We start from the raw sequence: 17,713 nt of genomic DNA, 5'->3' as shown, positions 1-17,713 counted from the left end.
AGAACGCGAGATCGACTACTTCAACGTATGCAACGCACCCCGGGGTGAGTGTGCAGGTCAGCCACCCAGCGCGGCGAACTCGGACTTGAGCTTCTCGCGGACGGCGTTGACGTCGACCGCCGCCCGGACCTCGCCGCGTGCCGACGGCTTCGCCTGCACCTGGTAGCTGGCGTTCCGATTCGGCAGCTTGAACTTGACCTCGCAGGACATGCTCGTCGTGGCGCCGGGTGCCGCGTCGGCGGCCGCCGTGCAGCTCTGCGCGCCGAGGGACTGCGCCGTGAAATCGACGGTCAGCGTGAGATGCACGGGCGTCCCGCTCACGCCGCCGATGACGGTGTTGGCGACGTCGATGGTCGCCCGGCAGGTTCCGACGAAGTCCGTGCAATCCAGCTTGTCGTTGACGACGCTGACACTGACTTGGGCGAGCGCGTCGAACGGCTGCCCGATTCCCCCGATCGCGCCGTCCAGATCGGTTTGGAGCTTCTTGAGCGCGTCCCCGGTGAGCGGTTCGACCCGCATCTCGGCACCGAGCGTCTTACCGCCCGCCGCGGCGACGAGGGAAGGCGCGAAACTGACGACGCGATGCGGCGCGGCGGTGGTCACGCGCAAGGCCCCGAGCCCGCTGCCGACCTCGTAGACCTCGGTCCCGTCGGGCAACTTCGACCGGACCGGATCGGTGAGCGGGTTCATCGCGGACACCGCGGTCCTCAGTGTCGACGCGGCCTTGCGCGGGCTGAGCACCTCGACGGCGTTCACCGGCAGGTCCGAGCCGTCGGTGCGAACCCAGCTGGTGCCGTACGACTCGCTGTTGCCGAGCCCGTGCGCCTTCCAGTACTCAGGCGTCGCCGAGAGGTACAGCTGCTTGTCCGCGGCCACGACTTGGATGGCCTGGCCGTCGACCGGCAACGCGCCCTGCGCGCTGCCGTTGCGGGTGATCCGGAACTGCAGTTCGGCGGGGTTACCGGCCGCGTCCTTGATTGTCGACTTGTAGACAACGGCGGGAGCCTGCTCAAGCGCCTTCAGCGCGCTCTCGACAGCGCCGCGCTGCTCCGTGCGCCGGTCCACCCGCTGCTGCTCGGCGGGCGAGATCCCCGCCGCACCGTCGATCGCGACGTCGCAACCGGCCACGAGGCAGCACAACGCGGCGATCGCGCCGATCCTCGACCGTCGTGCCGCCATTCCGCCCCCTTGTCTCGAGTGCGAGGAGATCACACCTTAGAAAAGGGGTCGCGCACCACCGCATCCGCGGGTTCCCGAAGCAGCTGTCACCGACTTGTCATCTGAACGAGCCACCCGGCGGGACCCCGGCACGACCGCTTGGTCTACACTTTCCCGGTCTCGGCGAGGCGGGTTCCGTGAGCACCTGGTGCCCGACGTGATCGACGCGGCGGCTTGAGTGGCCACACGCGGTCGAGCACGCCTGTGGAATTCGCCGCCGAACACCGGAACCGCCCGAACCATCCCCACCTCAGCATGCTTTCGCTGAACATGTTGGTGAATTGAAGGAGTGCTACACCGTGTCCGAGGTAACCCTGTCCGTCGAGCCCCGCACCGAATTCGGCAAGGGTGCCGCGCGTCGCACGCGTCGTGCCGGCAAGATCCCCGCGGTGCTGTACGGGCACGGCTCGGACCCGCGCCACTACGCCCTGCCCGCCCTCGAGTTCGCCCGTGTCGTGCGTGAGAACGGCAGCAACGCCGTCATCACCCTCGAGCTCGAAGGCAAGAGCGAGCTGGCGCTGACGAAGACCATCGTCGTCCACCCGCTGAAGAACTACATCGAGCACGTCGACCTGCTGGTCGTCCGCCGCGGCGAGAAGGTCACCGTCGACGTCCCGGTCGTCGTCACCGGCACCGCGGGCCCGGGCACCCTGGTCACCACCGACCTCGACACCCTCCAGATCGAGGTCGAGGCGCTGCACATCCCCGAGCAGGTCGAGCTCTCGGTCGAGGGCGTCGAAGCCGGCACCCAGATCCTCGCCTCGCAGGTCACCCTGCCGAAGGGCGCCACCCTGGTCACCGACCCCGAGGCGCTGGTCGTCGCCGTGAACGAGGCGCCGTCCGAGTCCTCGCTCGAGGGCGAAGAGGCCGAGGCTGCGGAGACCCCCGCCGAGGACGCCGAATAAAGTCACCGGTGTGACCGAAGCAGTACTTCCCGGGGCCGGCGAGCAGATCCTGCTCGCCGGCCTCGGCAATCCCGGCCCCCAGTACGCGGGCAACAGGCACAACGTCGGCTTCATGGTGCTCGACGAACTGGCCGGCCGCGTCGGCGGCAAGTTCAAAGCCCACAAAAGCGGCGCCGAAATCCTCGAAGGCAGGCTGGCGGGCCGGCGCGTGGTCCTGGCCAAGCCGCGTTCGTACATGAACCTCTCTGGCGGCCCGGTCGTGGGCGTGGCCCGGTTCTACAAGATCCCCCCGGCCGGTGTCGTGGTCGTCCACGACGAGCTGGACGTCGACTTCGGCGCGCTCAAGATGAAGCTGGGCGGCGGCGACAACGGCCACAACGGTCTCCGCTCGATCACCAAGTCCCTGGGCACGAAGGACTATTACCGCGTCCGTTTCGGCGTCGGCAGGCCTCCAGGGCGGCAGGATCCCGCCGATTTCGTGCTGAAAGACTTCTCGACGGTCGAACGCAAAGAGCTCGCTTTCGAGATCGATCGTTGCGCCGACGCCGTTGAAGCGCTTATCAGCACCGGGCTCGCGGCGGCCCAGAACACCTTCCACGCTGGGTGAATCCGCTCACATGGCGGTGCGTTACACCTCGTCACTCGAAGGCGTTTCACCACGCCCCTGATCGAGTCGTGGAATAGCGCGAGCTCTTCCCGGGAACTCTCAAACCCGTTAGGACGGAATGCGGAGATCGCATTCCCCACCGAAACCGGAGAGAGTTTCATGTCGTTTACGGCCGAAGACATCGCCGGCGTCACTTTCCCGAACGCCCCGATCGGGCGGCGCGGGTACGCCAAACACGAGGTCGACGCGTTCCTGGAACGGATCGCCGACACGATCTCGGATCGGGACGACCTGACGGCCGCCGAGGTCCACCACGTCATGTTCTCGCGTCCGTTGATCGGGAAGCGCGGCTACGACGAACGCGAAGTCGACGATTTCCTCGACAAGGTCGAGGAGCAACTCGCCCAGCGGACCGGCCAGCACGCGCTCCGTGTACCTGGTGCCCGCGAAGAGGACGAGGCCACCGCCGAACGCTCCGTTCCGGACCGCGGTCCCGTCGAGTCCCTGCGGGAGCGCTAGTGCCCGTCACCGCGTTCGAGGCCAGAACCCGGCAGTTCGACAGGGCGCCGATCGGCGCCCGCGGCTACCACGAATCCGCGGTCGACGCCTTCCTGGAACGGGTCGCGGCGACTCTCGACGGCGACGACGACCTGTCGGTTTCGGATGTCCACAACGTGGCGTTCGCCAAAGCGCCACTCTCGAAACGAGGCTACGACCCGGCGGCCGTCGACGCGTTCCTGCGAGACGTCGAGGGCACGCTGGCCGGGTTGTCCCAGTCCTCCGGCTACTACATAGCGCCTGCCCTGGAACACACCCATAACCGCAAGCCACTGTGGCGACGCCGCTGACCAACGGGAGGTGCCGCGAACGGGCCGGGCCGCGATATCCGCGGCCCGGCCCTTTCGTGTCAGCTGGTCGCCGCGTTCTTGGCGATCTTGTCCGCGAACTGGACGGCGGTCGCGGCCCGCTTCACTTTGCCCGAAGGCGTCTTCGGCAGGCTCCCCGCGGGGAGCACCACGACCGCGAACGGCCGCATGTCGACGGCGCCGCGCACCTTGGCCGCGACCTCCTTCGCCAGCGCCTTCTCCGTCTCCGGGTCCCCGGCGAGTTTCGATTCGACGACGACGGCGAACCGCTCCCGTCGGCTGCCGGCGTCGAGCCGCACGGCAACGGCGTTCCCCGCACGCACCCCTTCGACCGAGGTCGCCGCCCGTTCGATGTCGGTCGGGTACAGGTTCCGGCCGCCCATGATGATGACGTCCTTGCGGCGGCCGCAGATCACGATCATGCCGTCGACCAGGTAGCCGAGGTCGCCGGTGAGCAGCCAGCCGTCGTCGTCCTGTGTCGCGAGCGGACCTTCCATGGTCAGGTACCCCGGCGTCACGGCCTCGCCACGCAGGCGGATCTCCCCGACCTCGCGTTCCCCGAGCACGGTTCCCTTGTCGTCGACGATCTCGGCCTCGAGCCCGTCGAGCGGCGGCCCGAGCACCGCGAAGGACCGGACCTCGTCCGTCCCGCGGCGCGGGTCGCCCTCGGGGACCGGCACCGCGCGGTTGTCCGCCTCGAGCGCGTCGGCTTCGACGACGTCCAGCGTCAAGCCGGTGAACAACGGCGCGAACGAAACCGCGAGAGTCGCCTCCGCCATGCCGTACGCCGGGAAGACGCATTCGGCGGGCATCTTGAACCGCTTCCCGGCATCGACGAACGTCTGTACGGCCGTTTCGTCGATCGGCTCGGCGCCGTTCAACGCGATCCGAAGCTTCGAGAGGTCGTACGCGTCGTCGTCCTCGACACGGGCCATCCGCCTGCCCACGATCGCGTAGGCGAAGTTCGGCGCTGCCGTGGTCGTGCCGTTGTACTTGCTGATCAGCTGTGGCCAGATCAACGGTCCCGACAGGAACTCGAGCGGCGTGATCTTGACGAGTTCGACGCCGAACGTCATCGGGACCGTCAGGAAGCCGACCATCCCCATGTCGTGGAACGTGGGCAGCCACGAGACCATCACGTCGACGTCGAAGTCGAACTCGGCCCGATCGACCATCGCCTTGACGTTCGAATACAGGTTTCCATAGGTGATCTGAACGGCTTTCGGGTCGGCCGTCGACCCGCTGGTCAGTTGCAGGAGCGCCGTGTCCGATTCGGCCGTCGGCACGGGCTCCGCCAGCGGCTCCGCCTCGAGCAGCTCGGTGATGACCTGGAAGGCGATGCCGTGCTCGGTGAGTACCGGCGCCAGCTGGTCGAACGGCTCGCCGAGCAGCACCAGGCCGGAACCGATCATCCGCAGCACGCGAACGGTGTCCTCGGCCCATTCCGCGAGATCCGTTCGCTGCGTCGGCTGGTGCAGCATCGTCACGCTGCCGCCGGCGAGCCAAACCGCCTGAACCGTCGGCGCGATCAGTGACGGCGCCGCCGCCAGGACCGCGACCGCTTTGCCGGGCTCGAGCCCGGCCGCCACTAGACCCCCGGCGACCCGCTTGGCCTGCTCGTGAATCTCGGCCCACGTCCGCCGAACCGGCTCCTTGGGCTCCCCGGTGACCATTCCCCGCTGCTGACCTCGCCCCGCCGCGGTGGCGACGAGCGTGTCCACGAACCGACTCATGCGCGTCACACTACTGTCCGCGCTGGAAGGCCCGCGCGCCGTCGAGTCAACTCATTCGATCGCTTCGGAGGTCTCGAGCCACTGAGCCTCGACCTCCTCTTTCTCCGTTTCGACGGCTTTCAGTTCGGTGTTCAGCTCGATGAGCTTCGTCGGATCGGTCGCCGCGGCGAGCAGCGCCGCATGCAGCTTCTCTTCCTTCGCGTGCAGCTGGTCGAGCTTGCGTTCGAGACGGGACAGCTCCTTTTGCGCCGCGCGTTGCTCCGCGGCGTTCTTCTTGGGGGCGGAGGCCTGCGCGTTGCCCGCCTTCCGGTCACTGCCGGCCTTCTCGAGGCTCTTGGCGCGCCGGTCCAGGTACTCCTCGATCCCGCCCGGCAAGTGAGTCACCTGCCCATCCCCGAACAGGGCCACGATCGTGTCGCAGACGCGTTCCACCAGGTACCGGTCGTGCGAGACGACGACGAGGCTGCCCGGCCAGGAATCCAGCAGGTCTTCGAGCTGCTGCAGGGTGTCGATGTCGAGATCGTTCGTCGGCTCGTCGAGCAACAGCACGTTGGGCTCGGCCATCAGGAGCCGGCACAGCTGCAGACGGCGCCGTTCGCCACCGGAAAGGTCTTCGACCGGCGTCCACTGCCTCGCCGCGGGGAACCCCAGCTTTTCGGCGAGCTGCGAAGCGGTGAGCTCCTGCTTGCCGAACACGACCCGCCCGGACACCTCTTCGATCGCCTGCAGCACGCGCAGGTCACCCGGCAGGTCGTCGAGCTCCTGCCGCAGGTGCGCGAGGCTGACCGTCTTGCCCTGGACCCGACAGCCCGTCTCGGGCTCCTTGTCGCCACCGAGCAGCTTGAGGAGCGTCGTTTTGCCCGACCCGTTGACGCCGACCAGACCGACCCGATCGCCGGGCCCGATCCGCCAAGTGACGTGATCGAGCAGGGTGCGGTCGCCGACGGTCAACGTGGCGTCCTCGATCTCCAGCACGGTCTTCCCCAGCCGCCGGCGCGCGAACGCCTGCAGCTCGACCGAATCGCGCGGCTCCGGCACATCGGAGATCAACGCCTCCGCCGCCTCCACGCGGTAGCGGGGCTTCGAGGTCCTGGCCTGCGGGCCTCGGCGCAGCCACGCGAGCTCCTTACGCGCCAGGTTCTGCCGCTTTTCCTCGGCCGTCGCAGCCAGCCTCGCCCGTTCGGCCCGCGCGAAGATCCAGTCCGCGTACCCACCTTCGTACTGCTCGACGCGACCGTTGGTGACCTCCCAGGTCAGGCTCGCGACCGTGTCGAGGAACCACCGGTCGTGGGTGACGACCACGACCGCGATCTTGCGGTTCAGCAGGTGATCCGCGAGCCAGCGCACGCCTTCGACATCCAGGTGGTTGGTCGGCTCGTCGAGGACCACGAGGTCCAGCTCACCGGTGAGAGCGGCCGCCAGCGCCACCCGCCGGCGCTCGCCACCCGACAGGTTCGCCGTTTCCTTCTCGACACCGAGAGCGGTGATCCCCAGGCCGTCCATAATGGACCGGACTCGCGCGTCAGCGGCCCACTCGTGCTCCGCGCCGTAGCGCTCCAGCACGACGTCTCCGACCGTGCTGCCGGCGGGGAGTTCGGTCCGCTGGGTGACCACGGCCATCCGCAAGCCGCGGACCTGACTGACCCGTCCCGCATCCGGCTCACTGATCCCCGCGAGCACCTCCAGCAGCGTCGTCTTCCCACCCCCGTTGAGACCGACGACACCGATACGCTGCCCCTCCGCCACACCGAGCGAAACACCGTCGAGCAGCGGGCGCACCCCGAAGGACTTGCTCACCGACTCCAGGTTGACCAAGTTGGCCATGCCTCAGCCGATCCTTTCCAAAAAGCTTGCACCACAACGAATTAGTCGATGTCCATTTCGGACACCCTCACGCGTGCACCCGCGGCGGTGACGGCCGCGGCGCGTCGTCGCCGCCGACCAGCCGGGCTCCGGGCACCGGCCCGTGCGCGACGCGCACCGTGCGGCAGACACCCGCGCCGGACAGCTCCGCGGCGACCTCGACGGCCGACTGGGCATCCGCGCACAGAAAGGCACAGGTCGGTCCGGATCCGGAGACGGTACCGGCGAGCGCACCCGCGTTGACCCCCGCCCGCAATGTGCGACGCAGCCCCGGCCGCAACGAAACGGCGGCCGCCTGCAGATCGTTGCCGAGAAGCAGCGCCAGCTGCCTCGGGTCGCCGGACGCCAGCGCCTCCACCACCGGAGTGTGCGAACCGATCCGCGGCGGGCTGCCCTCTTCACGCAACTTGTCCAGCTCGCCGAACACCCTCGGAGTCGAAAGACCACGCTGGTCGAAGGCCAGGACCCAATGGAAGGTGTGCCGCGACAAGACCGGCACCAGCTGCTCGCCTCGGCCGGTACCCAACGCCGTCCCGCCGTAGAGCGCGAACGGCACGTCACTGCCGAGCTTCGCGGCGATACCCGCCAGTTCGTCTCGGGAGATGTCGAGCTTCCACAGCGACGCGAGTCCCACCAGGGTCGCTGCCGCGTCGGCGCTGCCGCCGGCCATCCCACCCGCCACCGGGATGCCTTTGCGCAGTACCACCCTGACCTTGGACTCGCCGTCCGCCTTGCCGACGTGGGCCGCCAGCGCCTGCGCCGCCTTCCAGGCGAGGTTGTTGGCCCCTGTCGGTACGGAGCCTTCGCCTTCGCCGTAGACCTCGACGCCGGGGTCCTCGGTGACCGCGACGGTCACCTCGTCGGTCAAGGAAAGCGCCTGGAACACGGTCACCAGTTCGTGGTAGCCGTCCGGGCGTACGTCACCGACCGACAGGTGCAGGTTGACCTTGGCGGGAACCCTGACGGTTACTGGGGGCGGTACGACGGCGAGCACCCGTCAAGCCTACGTGGCCGCTCCGCTTGCGCTGTCACCAGGAGAAAAGAGAACAGGACGAGTCGGACACGAACGGGCCGCCCCGGACTGATTTCGTCCGGAGCGGCCCGTTCGTGAAGGAATCAGGCAGCGACGCCCTGCGGCCCGCGGACCGGGTGGGTCACGTGGCCGCCCCGTTCGGCGATCCAGGCGAGCGCGGCGTCCGCACGCTCACCGCGCACGCCGAGGCGGAACCGGCCGACCGGCGTGTCGCCGATCCGGGTCAGACCGCCCCCGATGGTGGCGAGTTCCACGTCGAAGCGACCGGCGGCTTCAGGGAGCAGCGCACCGACCGAAGCGAAGCCGACGAGCACGACGTCCACCGCGCGGTCGTACTTCGAGGCCTGCGCCCGCCCGGTCTCGATCGCGGGAAGCAGCGCCTGCGCGGTCCGGCTGTTCGGGTCGGAGACCAGGTCGAGCACGGTTCCGCGTTCGATGATCGCGCCTGCCTCCAGAACCGCGACGTCGTCGCAGACACGGCGAACCACGCCGGCGTCGGGAGTGGTGAGCAGCACGGTGACGCCGAGCTCGGCACGTGCCCGGTCGAGCACGGTCAGGACCGCGCCGGACTCCTCGGCCCGCACACCCGCGGTCGGGTCGTCGGCCAAGAGCACGGACGGCGCGGCGGCCAGCGCCTTGGCGATGGCAACCCGGCGGAGCTGCCCTTCGGTCAGGTCGCCCGGCCGCTGCGCCGCCCGGGGGGTGAGCCCGACCAGGTCGAGCAGATTGCCGACCCGGTTGCGACGCTGCGGCCCGTCGAGACCGAGCTGTTCGAGCGGCGAAGCGATGTTGCCGGCGATGGTGCGCTCGGCGAGCAATTCCGGTTTGGTGCTCACGACACCGACCTGCCGCCGGATTTCGCGCAGACGGCGTCCGTCGAGGGTCCCCGTGTTGAGGCCGTCGAGGCGGACGACGCCGCGGTCGGGGCGCTCCTGAAGACCGATGCAACGGGCGAGGGTCGACTTGCCGGAGCCGGCCGGGCCGACGACCCCGAACAACGAGCCCGCTTGGATGTCCACGCTCACATCGCGCAGTGCGACGACGGGATTTCCGTTGAGGGGAAAGGATTTGGACAGGTTTTCGACAGTGATCACGAGAGGCTCCATGCGAATGGGGCGCCGCATCTTTCGAGCGCGCCGACCGTCACCGAGTGACCGTCCGCAAACGGACGGGTTTCAGAGGTAAGGGAGAAGGACTCAGGCAGTAACGGTGGAGCGTCGACACGCACTTACCGTGCGGCGACCTTCATCGACGACACGTCGCCTGGTCAGCAGGAGCGGGTGGGTGACCCTGTTCATTAGGCACAGCCTCCATCGGTCCTGGCTGTAGCACCTGCCCTGTGGAGGGTGGTTGCTGCGACTTCGGCGAGCCAGGTCTCTCAGTCGCTCGGGATGGCTCACTGAGTAAAACCGATCCCACTGGATGAAAGCAAGCGCGTAGGCGCAGATCACACGTCTGGTCGCGTCCATTATACAGGATCTGCTGTCCATATATTGGAACAATGACAGGTGGCTCCGACGTGCGGCAGCCGCGCCACCTGCTAAGACAACGCCGGCTCAGACAGATCGAGGAGAAGACTTACGCACTCGTGCTGACCTGGCCCGGCCGACGTCCGCGCGGCGCCGGTCACACCTGGGGCAAGTGGTCAACCTGCGGCCGCCGCGATCCGCGCGAACTGGTGAACATCCAACTGCTCACCGCGGGTCTTGGGATCGATACCCGCCTTCTCGAGCAGCTCCCCCGCGCGTTCGGCGGAACCGGCCCACGACGCCAGCGCGGCACGCAAAGTCTTCCGCCGCTGGGAGAAGGCGGCGTCGACCACCGCGAACAATCGTTCCCGGTCCACGGACGACACCACGTCACCCCGTTCGAAAGCGACCAGCGCGGAATCCACGTTCGGAACGGGCCAGAACACCGCGCGAGGCACCGCGGCGACCTTGCGCGCTTTTCCGTACCACGCGAGCTTGACGCTCGGCACGCCGTAAGTCCGGCTCCCGGGCCCGGCCGCCATCCGGTCCGCGACCTCGGTCTGGACCATAACGAGACCGCTGGTCAGCGACGGCAGCTCGGCAAGCAGGTGAAGCACGACCGGAACCGCGACGTTGTACGGCAGGTTCGCGACGAGCGCCGTCGGACGCGCGGGCAGGTCGTCCGTCGTGATCCGCAAGGCGTCCGCGCCGACGACCGTAAGGCGTTCGGCCCCGCCCCGTTCGGCCGCGGTGTCCGGCAGTCGCCCCGCCAGCACGGGATCGATTTCGACCGCGACGACCTCGGCGCCGGTCGCGAGCAGGCCGAGGGTCAACGAGCCGAGGCCCGGCCCGACCTCCAGCACGACGTCGCCTTCGCCGACCCTCGAAAGGTCGACGATGCGCCGCACCGTGTTGGGATCGTGCACGAAATTCTGGCCGAGCTTCTTGGTCGGACGTACGTCCAGCTCGGCCGCCAGCGCCCTGATCTCCGCAGGACCGAGCAGTTCAGTCACCCGACGATCGTAACCAGCCCGGGTAGGCCACGATTGGCCGGTGGACGACGTCGTACTCGAAGGCGAGAAAGTCCGGCTGCGCGACTGGAGGCCGAGCGATCTCCACCCGCTTCGCGACCTACTCGATCCGACGCGGCCTTGGCACGAGACGAACGGGCCCTACTTCGGCACCCCGACCGCGGCAGCCGCCGATTCGACGGCACGCGAACTCGCCACCTCCAAGGCCGAGCCCTCCGATCCCCGCACCAGCCTCGCCGTATGCGATCTGAGGGACGGCAGGTTGATCGGCAGGGTCAGCTGGTACTGGGAAAGCAGGCAGACCGACTGGCGGCGAATGGGGTTGGTGATCTACGACGAGCGGTACTGGGGCGGCGGGTACGGCACTGAGGCCCTCCGCCTGTGGACGACCTACTTGTTCGCTCGCACCGACACACTCCGTCTGGACTTCGCCACGTTTTCGGGAAACCCAGGGATGATCGCCGTCGGACAGCGGCTGGGATTCGTCGAGGAAGGCCGGTTCCGACGCGCTCGACGCTGGCCCGGGGGCGTGCACGATGCCGTCGTCTACGGGGTGCTCCGCGAGGAGTGGGACCGGATGAACCACTTGAGCACGGAGCCGTGATCCCGCCCCCGCCATCCGAATGGCGTTTTCGAACTGACACGTATCCCACTCCCGTGTGATCGGCGCAGGTCAGCGCAGCCGGAGCGTGATGATCATCCACCCGATCGATACCGTGCATTCGTTCGAATCTGCCTCGACAATCGAAGGATGACCAGCACAAATATCCCCAAGGCCTTCCCGCTCAACCTGCCGGAAGGTGACGCCGAACTGCTCCTCCACGAGTTGCAGACTCGGCTACGCGAAGGGCGACGTCTGTTCGCCGAAGTCGGCCAGATCCTGGCCGAGATCGAGTCACGTGGTGTCCAGGACCTCTACGGATACAACTCGATCGCCGTCTTCTACGAGCATGTGGCTCGAGTGCCTCGAGCAGAGGCTCAGAAAGTGACAGCCAGAGCACTCGCGCTCAATTCGAGACGGGCGCGCGACGGCACGTCGATCGACCCCGTCGCGCCGTTGACCGGAATCTCGGCCGGCACCGGCGCGTTGGCCGAGGCCGGTATCGATCGGATCGTCACTGTCATGAAGAAGCTGCCAGACCACCTCGACGCGGACGAACGGCTGGAGGCCGAAAGGGGCCTGGTCGAGCTCGCGGGTGTCGCAAGACCTCGCGACGTCACGATGGCGGGCACCGACCTGCTCGCGCGACACGACCCGGATGGAAACCCCAAAGAGGACCCCGCGCCGAAACGTCAGCGAAGCGAATTCTGGTTGCGCCAGAAACGGACCGGCCGTTGGGACATGCGCGGAAATCTCGATCCCGAGACAGGCGCCCGCCTGAACGCGCTCCTGGTGCCGCGCGCGTATCCGGCTCCCGGCGAGGAAGCCGACGACCGTGCTCCGGCGGAGAGACGCGGCGACGCGTTCGCGGAGATCGTCGATCTCGCGGAGGCCGGTCCGGACATCCCCGCACCCCGCCAGACCTCGGAGCGGGTCGCTGAGGAGCCTCAGCCCGCGCAGCGCGCGGAGGAACCCGCCAGCCGCCCCAAGGCCACCCAGGCGCCGCCACAGGGCCACCAAAGCCCTGACCGCGGCAGCGAAGGCGGTCCAGGGGGCGCCGCGACCGAACGCTCCCGGAATGTCGCCCACATGCGGCCCCCTCGATGGTGGGCACGACTGTCGAGACCGAGACCCGGGAATTTGACACAGCCTCAGAAGCCTCTAACGGCCTGAAGGCCACCTTGCGGGCAAAACCCACATGGTGACCTTCAGGAAAGGAGGATGGATCGGCCTCAGGCCTTCTTGCCACAGTGCGGCCAGGCGCTGTAACCGCCACGGTCCTCGCGAACCTTCTCGGCGACAGCGATCTGCTGGGCCTTGCTGGCCTGGTGCGGGTACGCGGCGTACTGGTCGCCGCCGTAGGCGTCCCAGGTGCTCTTGTTGAACTGCAGGCCACCGTAGTAGCCGTTGCCGGTGTTGGCGGACCAGTTCCCGGTCGACTCGCACTGCGCGATGCGGTCCCAGGCGCCGGCGTCTCCGATGACCGGATCCGCGGGCTTCTTGGTACCGACCTTGACGATCTTGGGCTTGGCCTCGGTGATGACCTCTTCCGAGACCTTCTCGCGGCCGACCTCTTTGCCATTGCGCTTGGTGACCTTGTAGGTCACGGTCTTCTGGCCCGGGGTGCCTGGGTCCTCGACCTTGGTCTTGCCCTTTTCGAGGTTCGGGTCGTCGACCTTCTGCTCGGGCGGCGCGATTTCCTCGTTCTGCTTGACCATGGTGACGCCGGTCCGGCTGATGTGGACCTCGGCGCCGTCGACCAGCTTGACGTCGAGACCGCCGACGGCCTCGTCGTCCGGGCCGAGGGTCATCCGGAGCTCACCGAGGAATTCCTTGGTGGTCACCGAGTTGGTCTGCACCTTGCGGGGTTCGTTCGCGCCGTCGTAGACCGTGACGTTCTTGAGGGTTTTGACCTCGACGGTGGCGCCTTCGAGCGGCAGCTCACCGTTCTGCGGAAGCGAGGTCCAGGTGCCGGCCTTGGCGAGATCGGCGCGACCGAGCTGGTTCAGCGCGTCGCCGAGGTTGGTCGCGCGGACCCAGGACTCCTGCTGCGGTGCGCCGTCGACGATCAGGTTGAGCTTGCGGCCGCGCTCCAGCTTGATGACGCCGCCGTCGCCCACCTCGGCCTGAGGCGAGGGCGAGAGCGAGTCGTGCGCGCCGACCGAGAGGCCGGCGTCTTCGAGGACTTCACCGACGGTGTCACCGAAGCTGTGGACGGTCTGCTGCTTGCCGTCGACGTCGAGCGTGACGCTCTTGTTCATCGCCATCGCGGCCGCGCCGCCACCACCGAGGGTGAGCAGCACCGCCATGACGGTCCCCTTGAGGAACCGCTTCTTCCAGACGCGGGTCGAGTTCGCGATGACCTCGTCCTTGGTCGCGGCCTTCATCGGCGCGCCCGCGGTGCGGTCCTCGGCCAGCTCGTCCGGAATGACGATCGGCGGGAGCATGGTGGTCTCGGCGCTGATGAGGCGGATCAGCTCGTCGACGTCGACGTCGATCTCGGCCATCAGGGCGTCGGCGTCGGGGCCGAGCGCGGCCAGGACGTCCTGGTGCGTGATGCGCGGATCGTCGGAGTAGTCGAGCTCGCCGTAGTGGGTGTCGCGGTCGAGCACGGCGACCGAGCCGGCGGAAGCGAAGGTGTTCGTCTCTGCGCCGAGGCGCGAGCCATCCTGCCTACTGCTACCAGTCACTGGGTCGTTCCCTTTCCCAAGACGTCGAGGAGCTCGACTACCGCTCCACTACGTCCTTCGTCTCGATGCGCTCTTCGGCACACCTCTAGAAGTCCGACACCCGCAGCCAGCGCCATCGTCACGGTTCCAGGCCGTACCTCTCCTGGTTCCGCTTCCCCGACGTGCACTGACGTGACTGTGGGCGTAACAGCCGGAAACCGCATGAGCGGGTACCGACCGGCACGATCACGGGACAGTAACGAACCTCGCCGGGTTGCGCAAACACCGCCCGGAGTGTCGTGACGTTGGTCACTCATCAGAGTGGACCATTGCTGATCACTAATGTCGCAATCCGTTCAACCGGCCGTGACTGTCGGCAAACGGAAGACCCGCTCAGCGGTCTTTCGCACCGATTCGGCCACCTCGTGCACAGCCTCGCCCCGGAGAGAGGCGAGGTGCCGAACCGTGTACGCGGCGCAGTAGGGCTCGTTCGGCCGCCCACGGAACGGATGCGGGGTCAGGAACGGAGCGTCCGTTTCGACGAGGTACTGGTCCGCCGGAACGATCCGCGCCGCCTCGTGGAGCCCTTTGGCGTTGCGGAAGCTGACCGTCCCGGCGAAGGACAGCACGTATCCCGCGTCCACACAGCGGCGAGCGACCAGCTCGTCCCCCGAGAAACAGTGGAAGACGACCTGCTCGGGCGCTCCCTCTTCCTCGAGGATCCGGAGGACGTCGTCGTGAGCGTCTCGATCATGGATCATCAGCGGCTTGCCGATGCGTTTGGCGAGATCGATGTGCCACCGGAAGGCGTCCTGTTGGGCGTCGTGGGGCGAGTAGTCCCAGTAGTAGTCGAGGCCGGTCTCGCCGACCGCGACCACTCTGGACTCTTTCGCGAGACTCTCCACTTCGGACTTCTCGGCTTCGCCGAATTCCTTGGTGCGCGTGGGATGGATCGCGACGGCGGCCCAAACCCGCGTGTCCCAAGTGGACGCTCGCGCCGCCCAGCGAGCGGCCGCGAGATCGTCCGCGACGGTGATCACCCGGGACACGCCGGCGCGTTCGGCGCGGTCGACCATGGCTGTCACATCAGCCGCGGTGACCGCGCCGCACGCGTCGAGGTGGGTGTGCGCGTCGACCACCGACACCGGCAACCTGTCCGGGATCGGCGGTAGTTCCTTCTTCTCCGCACCCATCAGCTGCTCACTTCGAGATCGGCGCCCATTCGGGGCCGGTCTCGCCGAGCTCCGGGTCGAGCTTGGCGAACAGCGGGGTCGGCTTCTCCAGAGGCCTGCCGACCTCGATCGGCACGGACTTCCAGCGCGCCTGCTCGGCCTTGTAGTCCCCGGTGAGGATGGGGTTGATCCGGCCCGGGATGTCGAGGTCTTCGACTTCCTGAAGCTCGGGCTGGGCGGCCCAGACGCCGGTACCGCCGAGGGCCTCGTGCACCTTCTGTGCCGAGTGAGGCAGGAAGGGGGTCAGCAGCGTGTTGGCGTCGGAAACGACCTGCAGGGCGGTGTGCAGAACGCTGTCGCGCCGCGCGGGGTCGTCCTTGAGCTTCCACGGCTCCTGGTCCGAGAGGTACCGGTTGGCAGCGGTGACGACCCGCATGGCCTCGCTCGCCGCCGCCTTGAACCGCGACCGCTGCAGGTGGGCACCGGCGGTGTCGAACGCCTTGCGGGACAGCTCCTTGAGCTCCTCGTCGGCGGCCATGGGAGCGTCGGGACGCGGGATGGCTCCGACGTTCTTGTGCGCCATCGAGATGGACCGGTTGACCAGGTTGCCCCACTCGTTGGCCAGCTCGAAGTTGGTCCGGCGGACGAATTCGTCCCAGGTGAAGTCGGTGTCCTGGGTCTCGGGGCCGGCGACGGAGATGAAGTACCGCAGCGTGTCCGGGCCGAAGTCACGCAGGAAGTCGTGGACGTAGATGACCGTGCCGCGCGAAGTCGAGAACTTCGAGCCACTCATCGTGAGGAACTCGCTGGAAACGATCTCGTCGGGCAGGTGCAGCTTGCCGTACTTGCCGGCCACGCCGCCACGATCACCCTCGCCGTTGTGGCCGAAGAGCAGAGCGGGCCAGATCTGGGCGTGGAAGGTGATGTTGTCCTTGCCCATGAAGTAGTAGGAGCGGGCGTCCGGGTTGTTCCACCACTCCTGCCAGGCGTCCGGGTTCCCGGTGCGGCGCGCCCACTCGACGCTCGCCGAGAAGTAGCCGATGACCGCGTCGAACCAGACGTAGAAGCGCTTGAGCGGCTGGTCGCGCCAGCCGTCCAGCGGGATCTTCACGCCCCAGTCGAGGTCGCGGGTGATCGGCCGCGGCCGCATGTCGTCGATCAGGTTCTTCGTGAAGTTGAGGACGTTCGGGCGCCAGTCGGTCTTGCTGGACAGCCACTTGCCCAGGGTATCGACGAACGCGGTCAAGTCGAGGAAGTAGTGCTCGGTCTCGACGAATTTCGGTGTTTCACCGTTGATCCGGGATTTCGGGTTGATCAGTTCGGCCGCGTCGAGCTGGTTGCCGCAGTTGTCGCACTGGTCACCGCGCGCGCCGTCGTAGCCGCAGATCGGGCAGGTGCCCTCGATGTACCGGTCGGGCAGGGTGCGGCCGGTCGAGGGACTGATCGCGCCCCGGGTCGTCTTGGGGACGACGTAGCCGTTGCGGTGCAGCGCGAGGAAGATCTGCTGCGTGACCTCGGCGTGGTTACCGGTGGTGGTGCGGGTGAACAGGTCGTAGGTGAGGCCGAGCCCTTGCAGGTCCTGGCCGATCTGGCGGGTGTACTTGTCGGCCGTCTGCTGGGAGGTCATGCCTTCCTTGTCGGCCTGGACGGTGATCGGGGTGCCGTGTTCGTCGGTACCGGACACCATGAGCACCCGGTTGCCGGCCATTCGCTGGTAGCGGGAGAAGACGTCGGACGGGACGCCGAATCCGGACACGTGGCCGATGTGGCGGGGGCCGTTGGCGTAGGGCCAGGCCACCGCAGTCAACACTGGGGTGCTCATGCTTGTTTAGCCTACGGACGTCGTCTAAGGCATTGTTGTCCGGGAGAGGATCGGAGGCCTCGGTGTCCGCCACGCGTCTGCTGGTGCTGGGTGTCGTGCGCATGTACGGCAAGGCGCACGGCTACCAGGTCCGGCGCGAGCTTCTCTCGTGGGCGGCCGACAAGTGGGGCAATGTCCAGCCGGGTTCGATCTATCACGCGCTGAAGAAGATGACGTCCGAAGGCCTTCTGGAACAGGTCGAGGACGTCGAACCGGGCGGCGGGCCCGACAGGATCGCGTACAGGCTGACCGAGGACGGCGAGACCGAGTTCCTGGTGCAACTCGGCAGGGCGCTGTCGAGCGACGACGCCACGGGGTACTCCCTGTCCGCGGCCGTCACGTTCATGCCGACGCTGCCGCGCGCGCAGGTGCTGGCTTTGCTGAAACAGCAGCTGGCAAATATGGAAGCGCACGCCCGATCGACCCATTACGCCCGCGAACACGCCGTCGATCTGGGGAAACCTCCCCACGTGAGCGAGCTGTACCGCCTGTGGAGCGTGCACGCGGACGCGAACGTGACGTGGATGAGGGATCTGATCGGCCGTCTTGAAGCAGGCGAGTACGTGATGGCGGGCGAAGGCGCGGACGACGAAGCCGTGTTCGGCGCGCCGCCCAAGTAATCAAATTTGACTACGGAACGACTCCTAGGGCACAGTGCGTCCAGCCACTAGTCAAACTTGACTAG

16 protein-coding genes and 1 riboswitch are annotated in these 17,713 nt (G+C 67.6%); of the genes, 7 read left to right on the top strand and 9 right to left on the bottom strand.

All coding sequences use genetic code 11. The annotated features are described in order from the left end of the window. Positions 1-57: 57 nt before the first annotated feature. Positions 58-1,179, bottom strand: a complete 1,122-nt coding sequence (locus ACFWIW_RS09205; RefSeq protein WP_378367944.1) for a hypothetical protein — start codon at positions 1,177-1,179, stop codon at positions 58-60. A 338-nt stretch (positions 1,180-1,517) separates the two neighbouring features. Between ACFWIW_RS09205 and ACFWIW_RS09200 the strand changes: the two genes are divergently transcribed. The 4 genes from ACFWIW_RS09200 (at position 1,518) to ACFWIW_RS09185 (ending at position 3,578) form a co-directional block, all read left to right on the top strand. Beyond that, entirely contained in the window at positions 1,518-2,123 is a 606-nt protein-coding gene (locus tag ACFWIW_RS09200; protein ID WP_378367943.1) for a 50S ribosomal protein L25/general stress protein Ctc, read from the top strand. A gap of 10 nt (positions 2,124-2,133) precedes the next feature. Next, on the top strand, positions 2,134-2,730 hold the full coding sequence (pth, locus tag ACFWIW_RS09195) for an aminoacyl-tRNA hydrolase (protein ID WP_378367942.1): 597 nt from the start codon (positions 2,134-2,136) through the stop codon (positions 2,728-2,730). A 159-nt stretch (positions 2,731-2,889) separates the two neighbouring features. Continuing rightward, positions 2,890-3,249, top strand: coding sequence for a DivIVA domain-containing protein (locus ACFWIW_RS09190; protein WP_378367941.1), 360 nt, complete (start codon positions 2,890-2,892; stop codon positions 3,247-3,249). Next, positions 3,249-3,578: a DivIVA domain-containing protein gene (locus ACFWIW_RS09185; RefSeq protein WP_378367940.1), complete on the top strand. Its 330-nt coding sequence runs from the start codon at positions 3,249-3,251 to the stop codon at positions 3,576-3,578. Before ACFWIW_RS09190 ends, ACFWIW_RS09185 begins: the two co-directional genes overlap by 1 nt. Positions 3,579-3,637: 59 nt before the next feature. On the opposite strand, the gene ACFWIW_RS09180 is transcribed toward ACFWIW_RS09185, so the two are convergent. The 5 genes from ACFWIW_RS09180 to rsmA form a co-directional block, all read right to left on the bottom strand. Continuing rightward, positions 3,638-5,329 carry a fatty acyl-AMP ligase gene (locus tag ACFWIW_RS09180; protein ID WP_378367939.1) on the bottom strand — a complete coding sequence of 564 codons (1,692 nt, stop codon included), beginning with the start codon at positions 5,327-5,329 and terminating at the stop codon, positions 3,638-3,640. A gap of 51 nt (positions 5,330-5,380) precedes the next feature. After that, entirely contained in the window at positions 5,381-7,153 is a 1,773-nt protein-coding gene (locus ACFWIW_RS09175; protein WP_378367938.1) for an ATP-binding cassette domain-containing protein, read from the bottom strand. A 67-nt stretch (positions 7,154-7,220) separates the two neighbouring features. Then, positions 7,221-8,186, bottom strand: a complete 966-nt coding sequence (locus ACFWIW_RS09170; protein WP_007028772.1) for a 4-(cytidine 5'-diphospho)-2-C-methyl-D-erythritol kinase — start codon at positions 8,184-8,186, stop codon at positions 7,221-7,223. Between the two features lie 122 nt (positions 8,187-8,308). After that, positions 8,309-9,319 carry a methionine ABC transporter ATP-binding protein gene (locus ACFWIW_RS09165; protein WP_378367937.1) on the bottom strand — a complete coding sequence of 337 codons (1,011 nt, stop codon included), beginning with the start codon at positions 9,317-9,319 and terminating at the stop codon, positions 8,309-8,311. A gap of 213 nt (positions 9,320-9,532) precedes the next feature. Then, a riboswitch (SAM riboswitch) is annotated at positions 9,533-9,623 on the bottom strand. A 247-nt stretch (positions 9,624-9,870) separates the two neighbouring features. Then, positions 9,871-10,707 (bottom strand): 16S rRNA (adenine(1518)-N(6)/adenine(1519)-N(6))-dimethyltransferase RsmA, encoded by an 837-nt coding sequence (gene rsmA, locus ACFWIW_RS09160; protein ID WP_378367936.1) that lies wholly within the window; start codon positions 10,705-10,707, stop codon positions 9,871-9,873. A 40-nt stretch (positions 10,708-10,747) separates the two neighbouring features. On the opposite strand from rsmA, the gene ACFWIW_RS09155 reads away from it, so the two are divergent. Both ACFWIW_RS09155 and ACFWIW_RS09150 read left to right on the top strand, forming a co-directional pair. Beyond that, complete coding sequence (locus ACFWIW_RS09155; protein WP_378367935.1) at positions 10,748-11,329, top strand: GNAT family N-acetyltransferase; 582 nt, start codon at positions 10,748-10,750, stop codon at positions 11,327-11,329. Between the two features lie 147 nt (positions 11,330-11,476). Further along, positions 11,477-12,499 carry a DUF222 domain-containing protein gene (locus tag ACFWIW_RS09150; RefSeq protein ID WP_378367934.1) on the top strand — a complete coding sequence of 341 codons (1,023 nt, stop codon included), beginning with the start codon at positions 11,477-11,479 and terminating at the stop codon, positions 12,497-12,499. Between the two features lie 59 nt (positions 12,500-12,558). On the opposite strand, the gene ACFWIW_RS09145 is transcribed toward ACFWIW_RS09150, so the two are convergent. From ACFWIW_RS09145 to metG, 3 genes are all read right to left on the bottom strand, one after another. Next, complete coding sequence (locus ACFWIW_RS09145) at positions 12,559-13,938, bottom strand: transglycosylase family protein (RefSeq protein WP_378368051.1); 1,380 nt, start codon at positions 13,936-13,938, stop codon at positions 12,559-12,561. 413 nt (positions 13,939-14,351) lie between these two features. Then, complete coding sequence (locus ACFWIW_RS09140) at positions 14,352-15,188, bottom strand: TatD family hydrolase (RefSeq protein ID WP_378367933.1); 837 nt, start codon at positions 15,186-15,188, stop codon at positions 14,352-14,354. A 7-nt stretch (positions 15,189-15,195) separates the two neighbouring features. Beyond that, positions 15,196-16,989, bottom strand: coding sequence for a methionine--tRNA ligase (metG, locus tag ACFWIW_RS09135; RefSeq protein WP_378367932.1), 1,794 nt, complete (start codon positions 16,987-16,989; stop codon positions 15,196-15,198). Between the two features lie 62 nt (positions 16,990-17,051). Between metG and ACFWIW_RS09130 the strand changes: the two genes are divergently transcribed. Next, positions 17,052-17,648, top strand: coding sequence for a PadR family transcriptional regulator (locus ACFWIW_RS09130; protein ID WP_378367931.1), 597 nt, complete (start codon positions 17,052-17,054; stop codon positions 17,646-17,648). Positions 17,649-17,713: the final 65 nt, after the last annotated feature.

This window comes from Amycolatopsis sp. NPDC058340, assembly GCF_042723975.1.
GTDB lineage: Bacteria > Actinomycetota > Actinomycetes > Mycobacteriales > Pseudonocardiaceae > Amycolatopsis.
Note: the sequence above shows the minus strand (reverse complement) of the source record. Positions and strands in the feature narration are given on the sequence as shown.

Bases quoted from the DNA above. Each gene is read 5' to 3' on its own strand.
- ACFWIW_RS09205 (WP_378367944.1), bottom strand. From the start codon at position 1,179: ATGGCGGCACGACGGTCGAGGATCGGCGCGATCGCCGCGTTGTGCTGC.
- ACFWIW_RS09190 (WP_378367941.1), top strand. From the start codon at position 2,890: ATGTCGTTTACGGCCGAAGACATCGCCGGCGTCACTTTCCCGAACGCC.
- ACFWIW_RS09180 (WP_378367939.1), bottom strand. From the start codon at position 5,329: ATGAGTCGGTTCGTGGACACGCTCGTCGCCACCGCGGCGGGGCGAGGT.
- ACFWIW_RS09175 (WP_378367938.1), bottom strand. From the start codon at position 7,153: ATGGCCAACTTGGTCAACCTGGAGTCGGTGAGCAAGTCCTTCGGGGTG.
- ACFWIW_RS09150 (WP_378367934.1), top strand. From the start codon at position 11,477: ATGACCAGCACAAATATCCCCAAGGCCTTCCCGCTCAACCTGCCGGAA.
- ACFWIW_RS09140 (WP_378367933.1), bottom strand. From the start codon at position 15,188: ATGGGTGCGGAGAAGAAGGAACTACCGCCGATCCCGGACAGGTTGCCG.
- metG (WP_378367932.1), bottom strand. From the start codon at position 16,989: ATGAGCACCCCAGTGTTGACTGCGGTGGCCTGGCCCTACGCCAACGGC.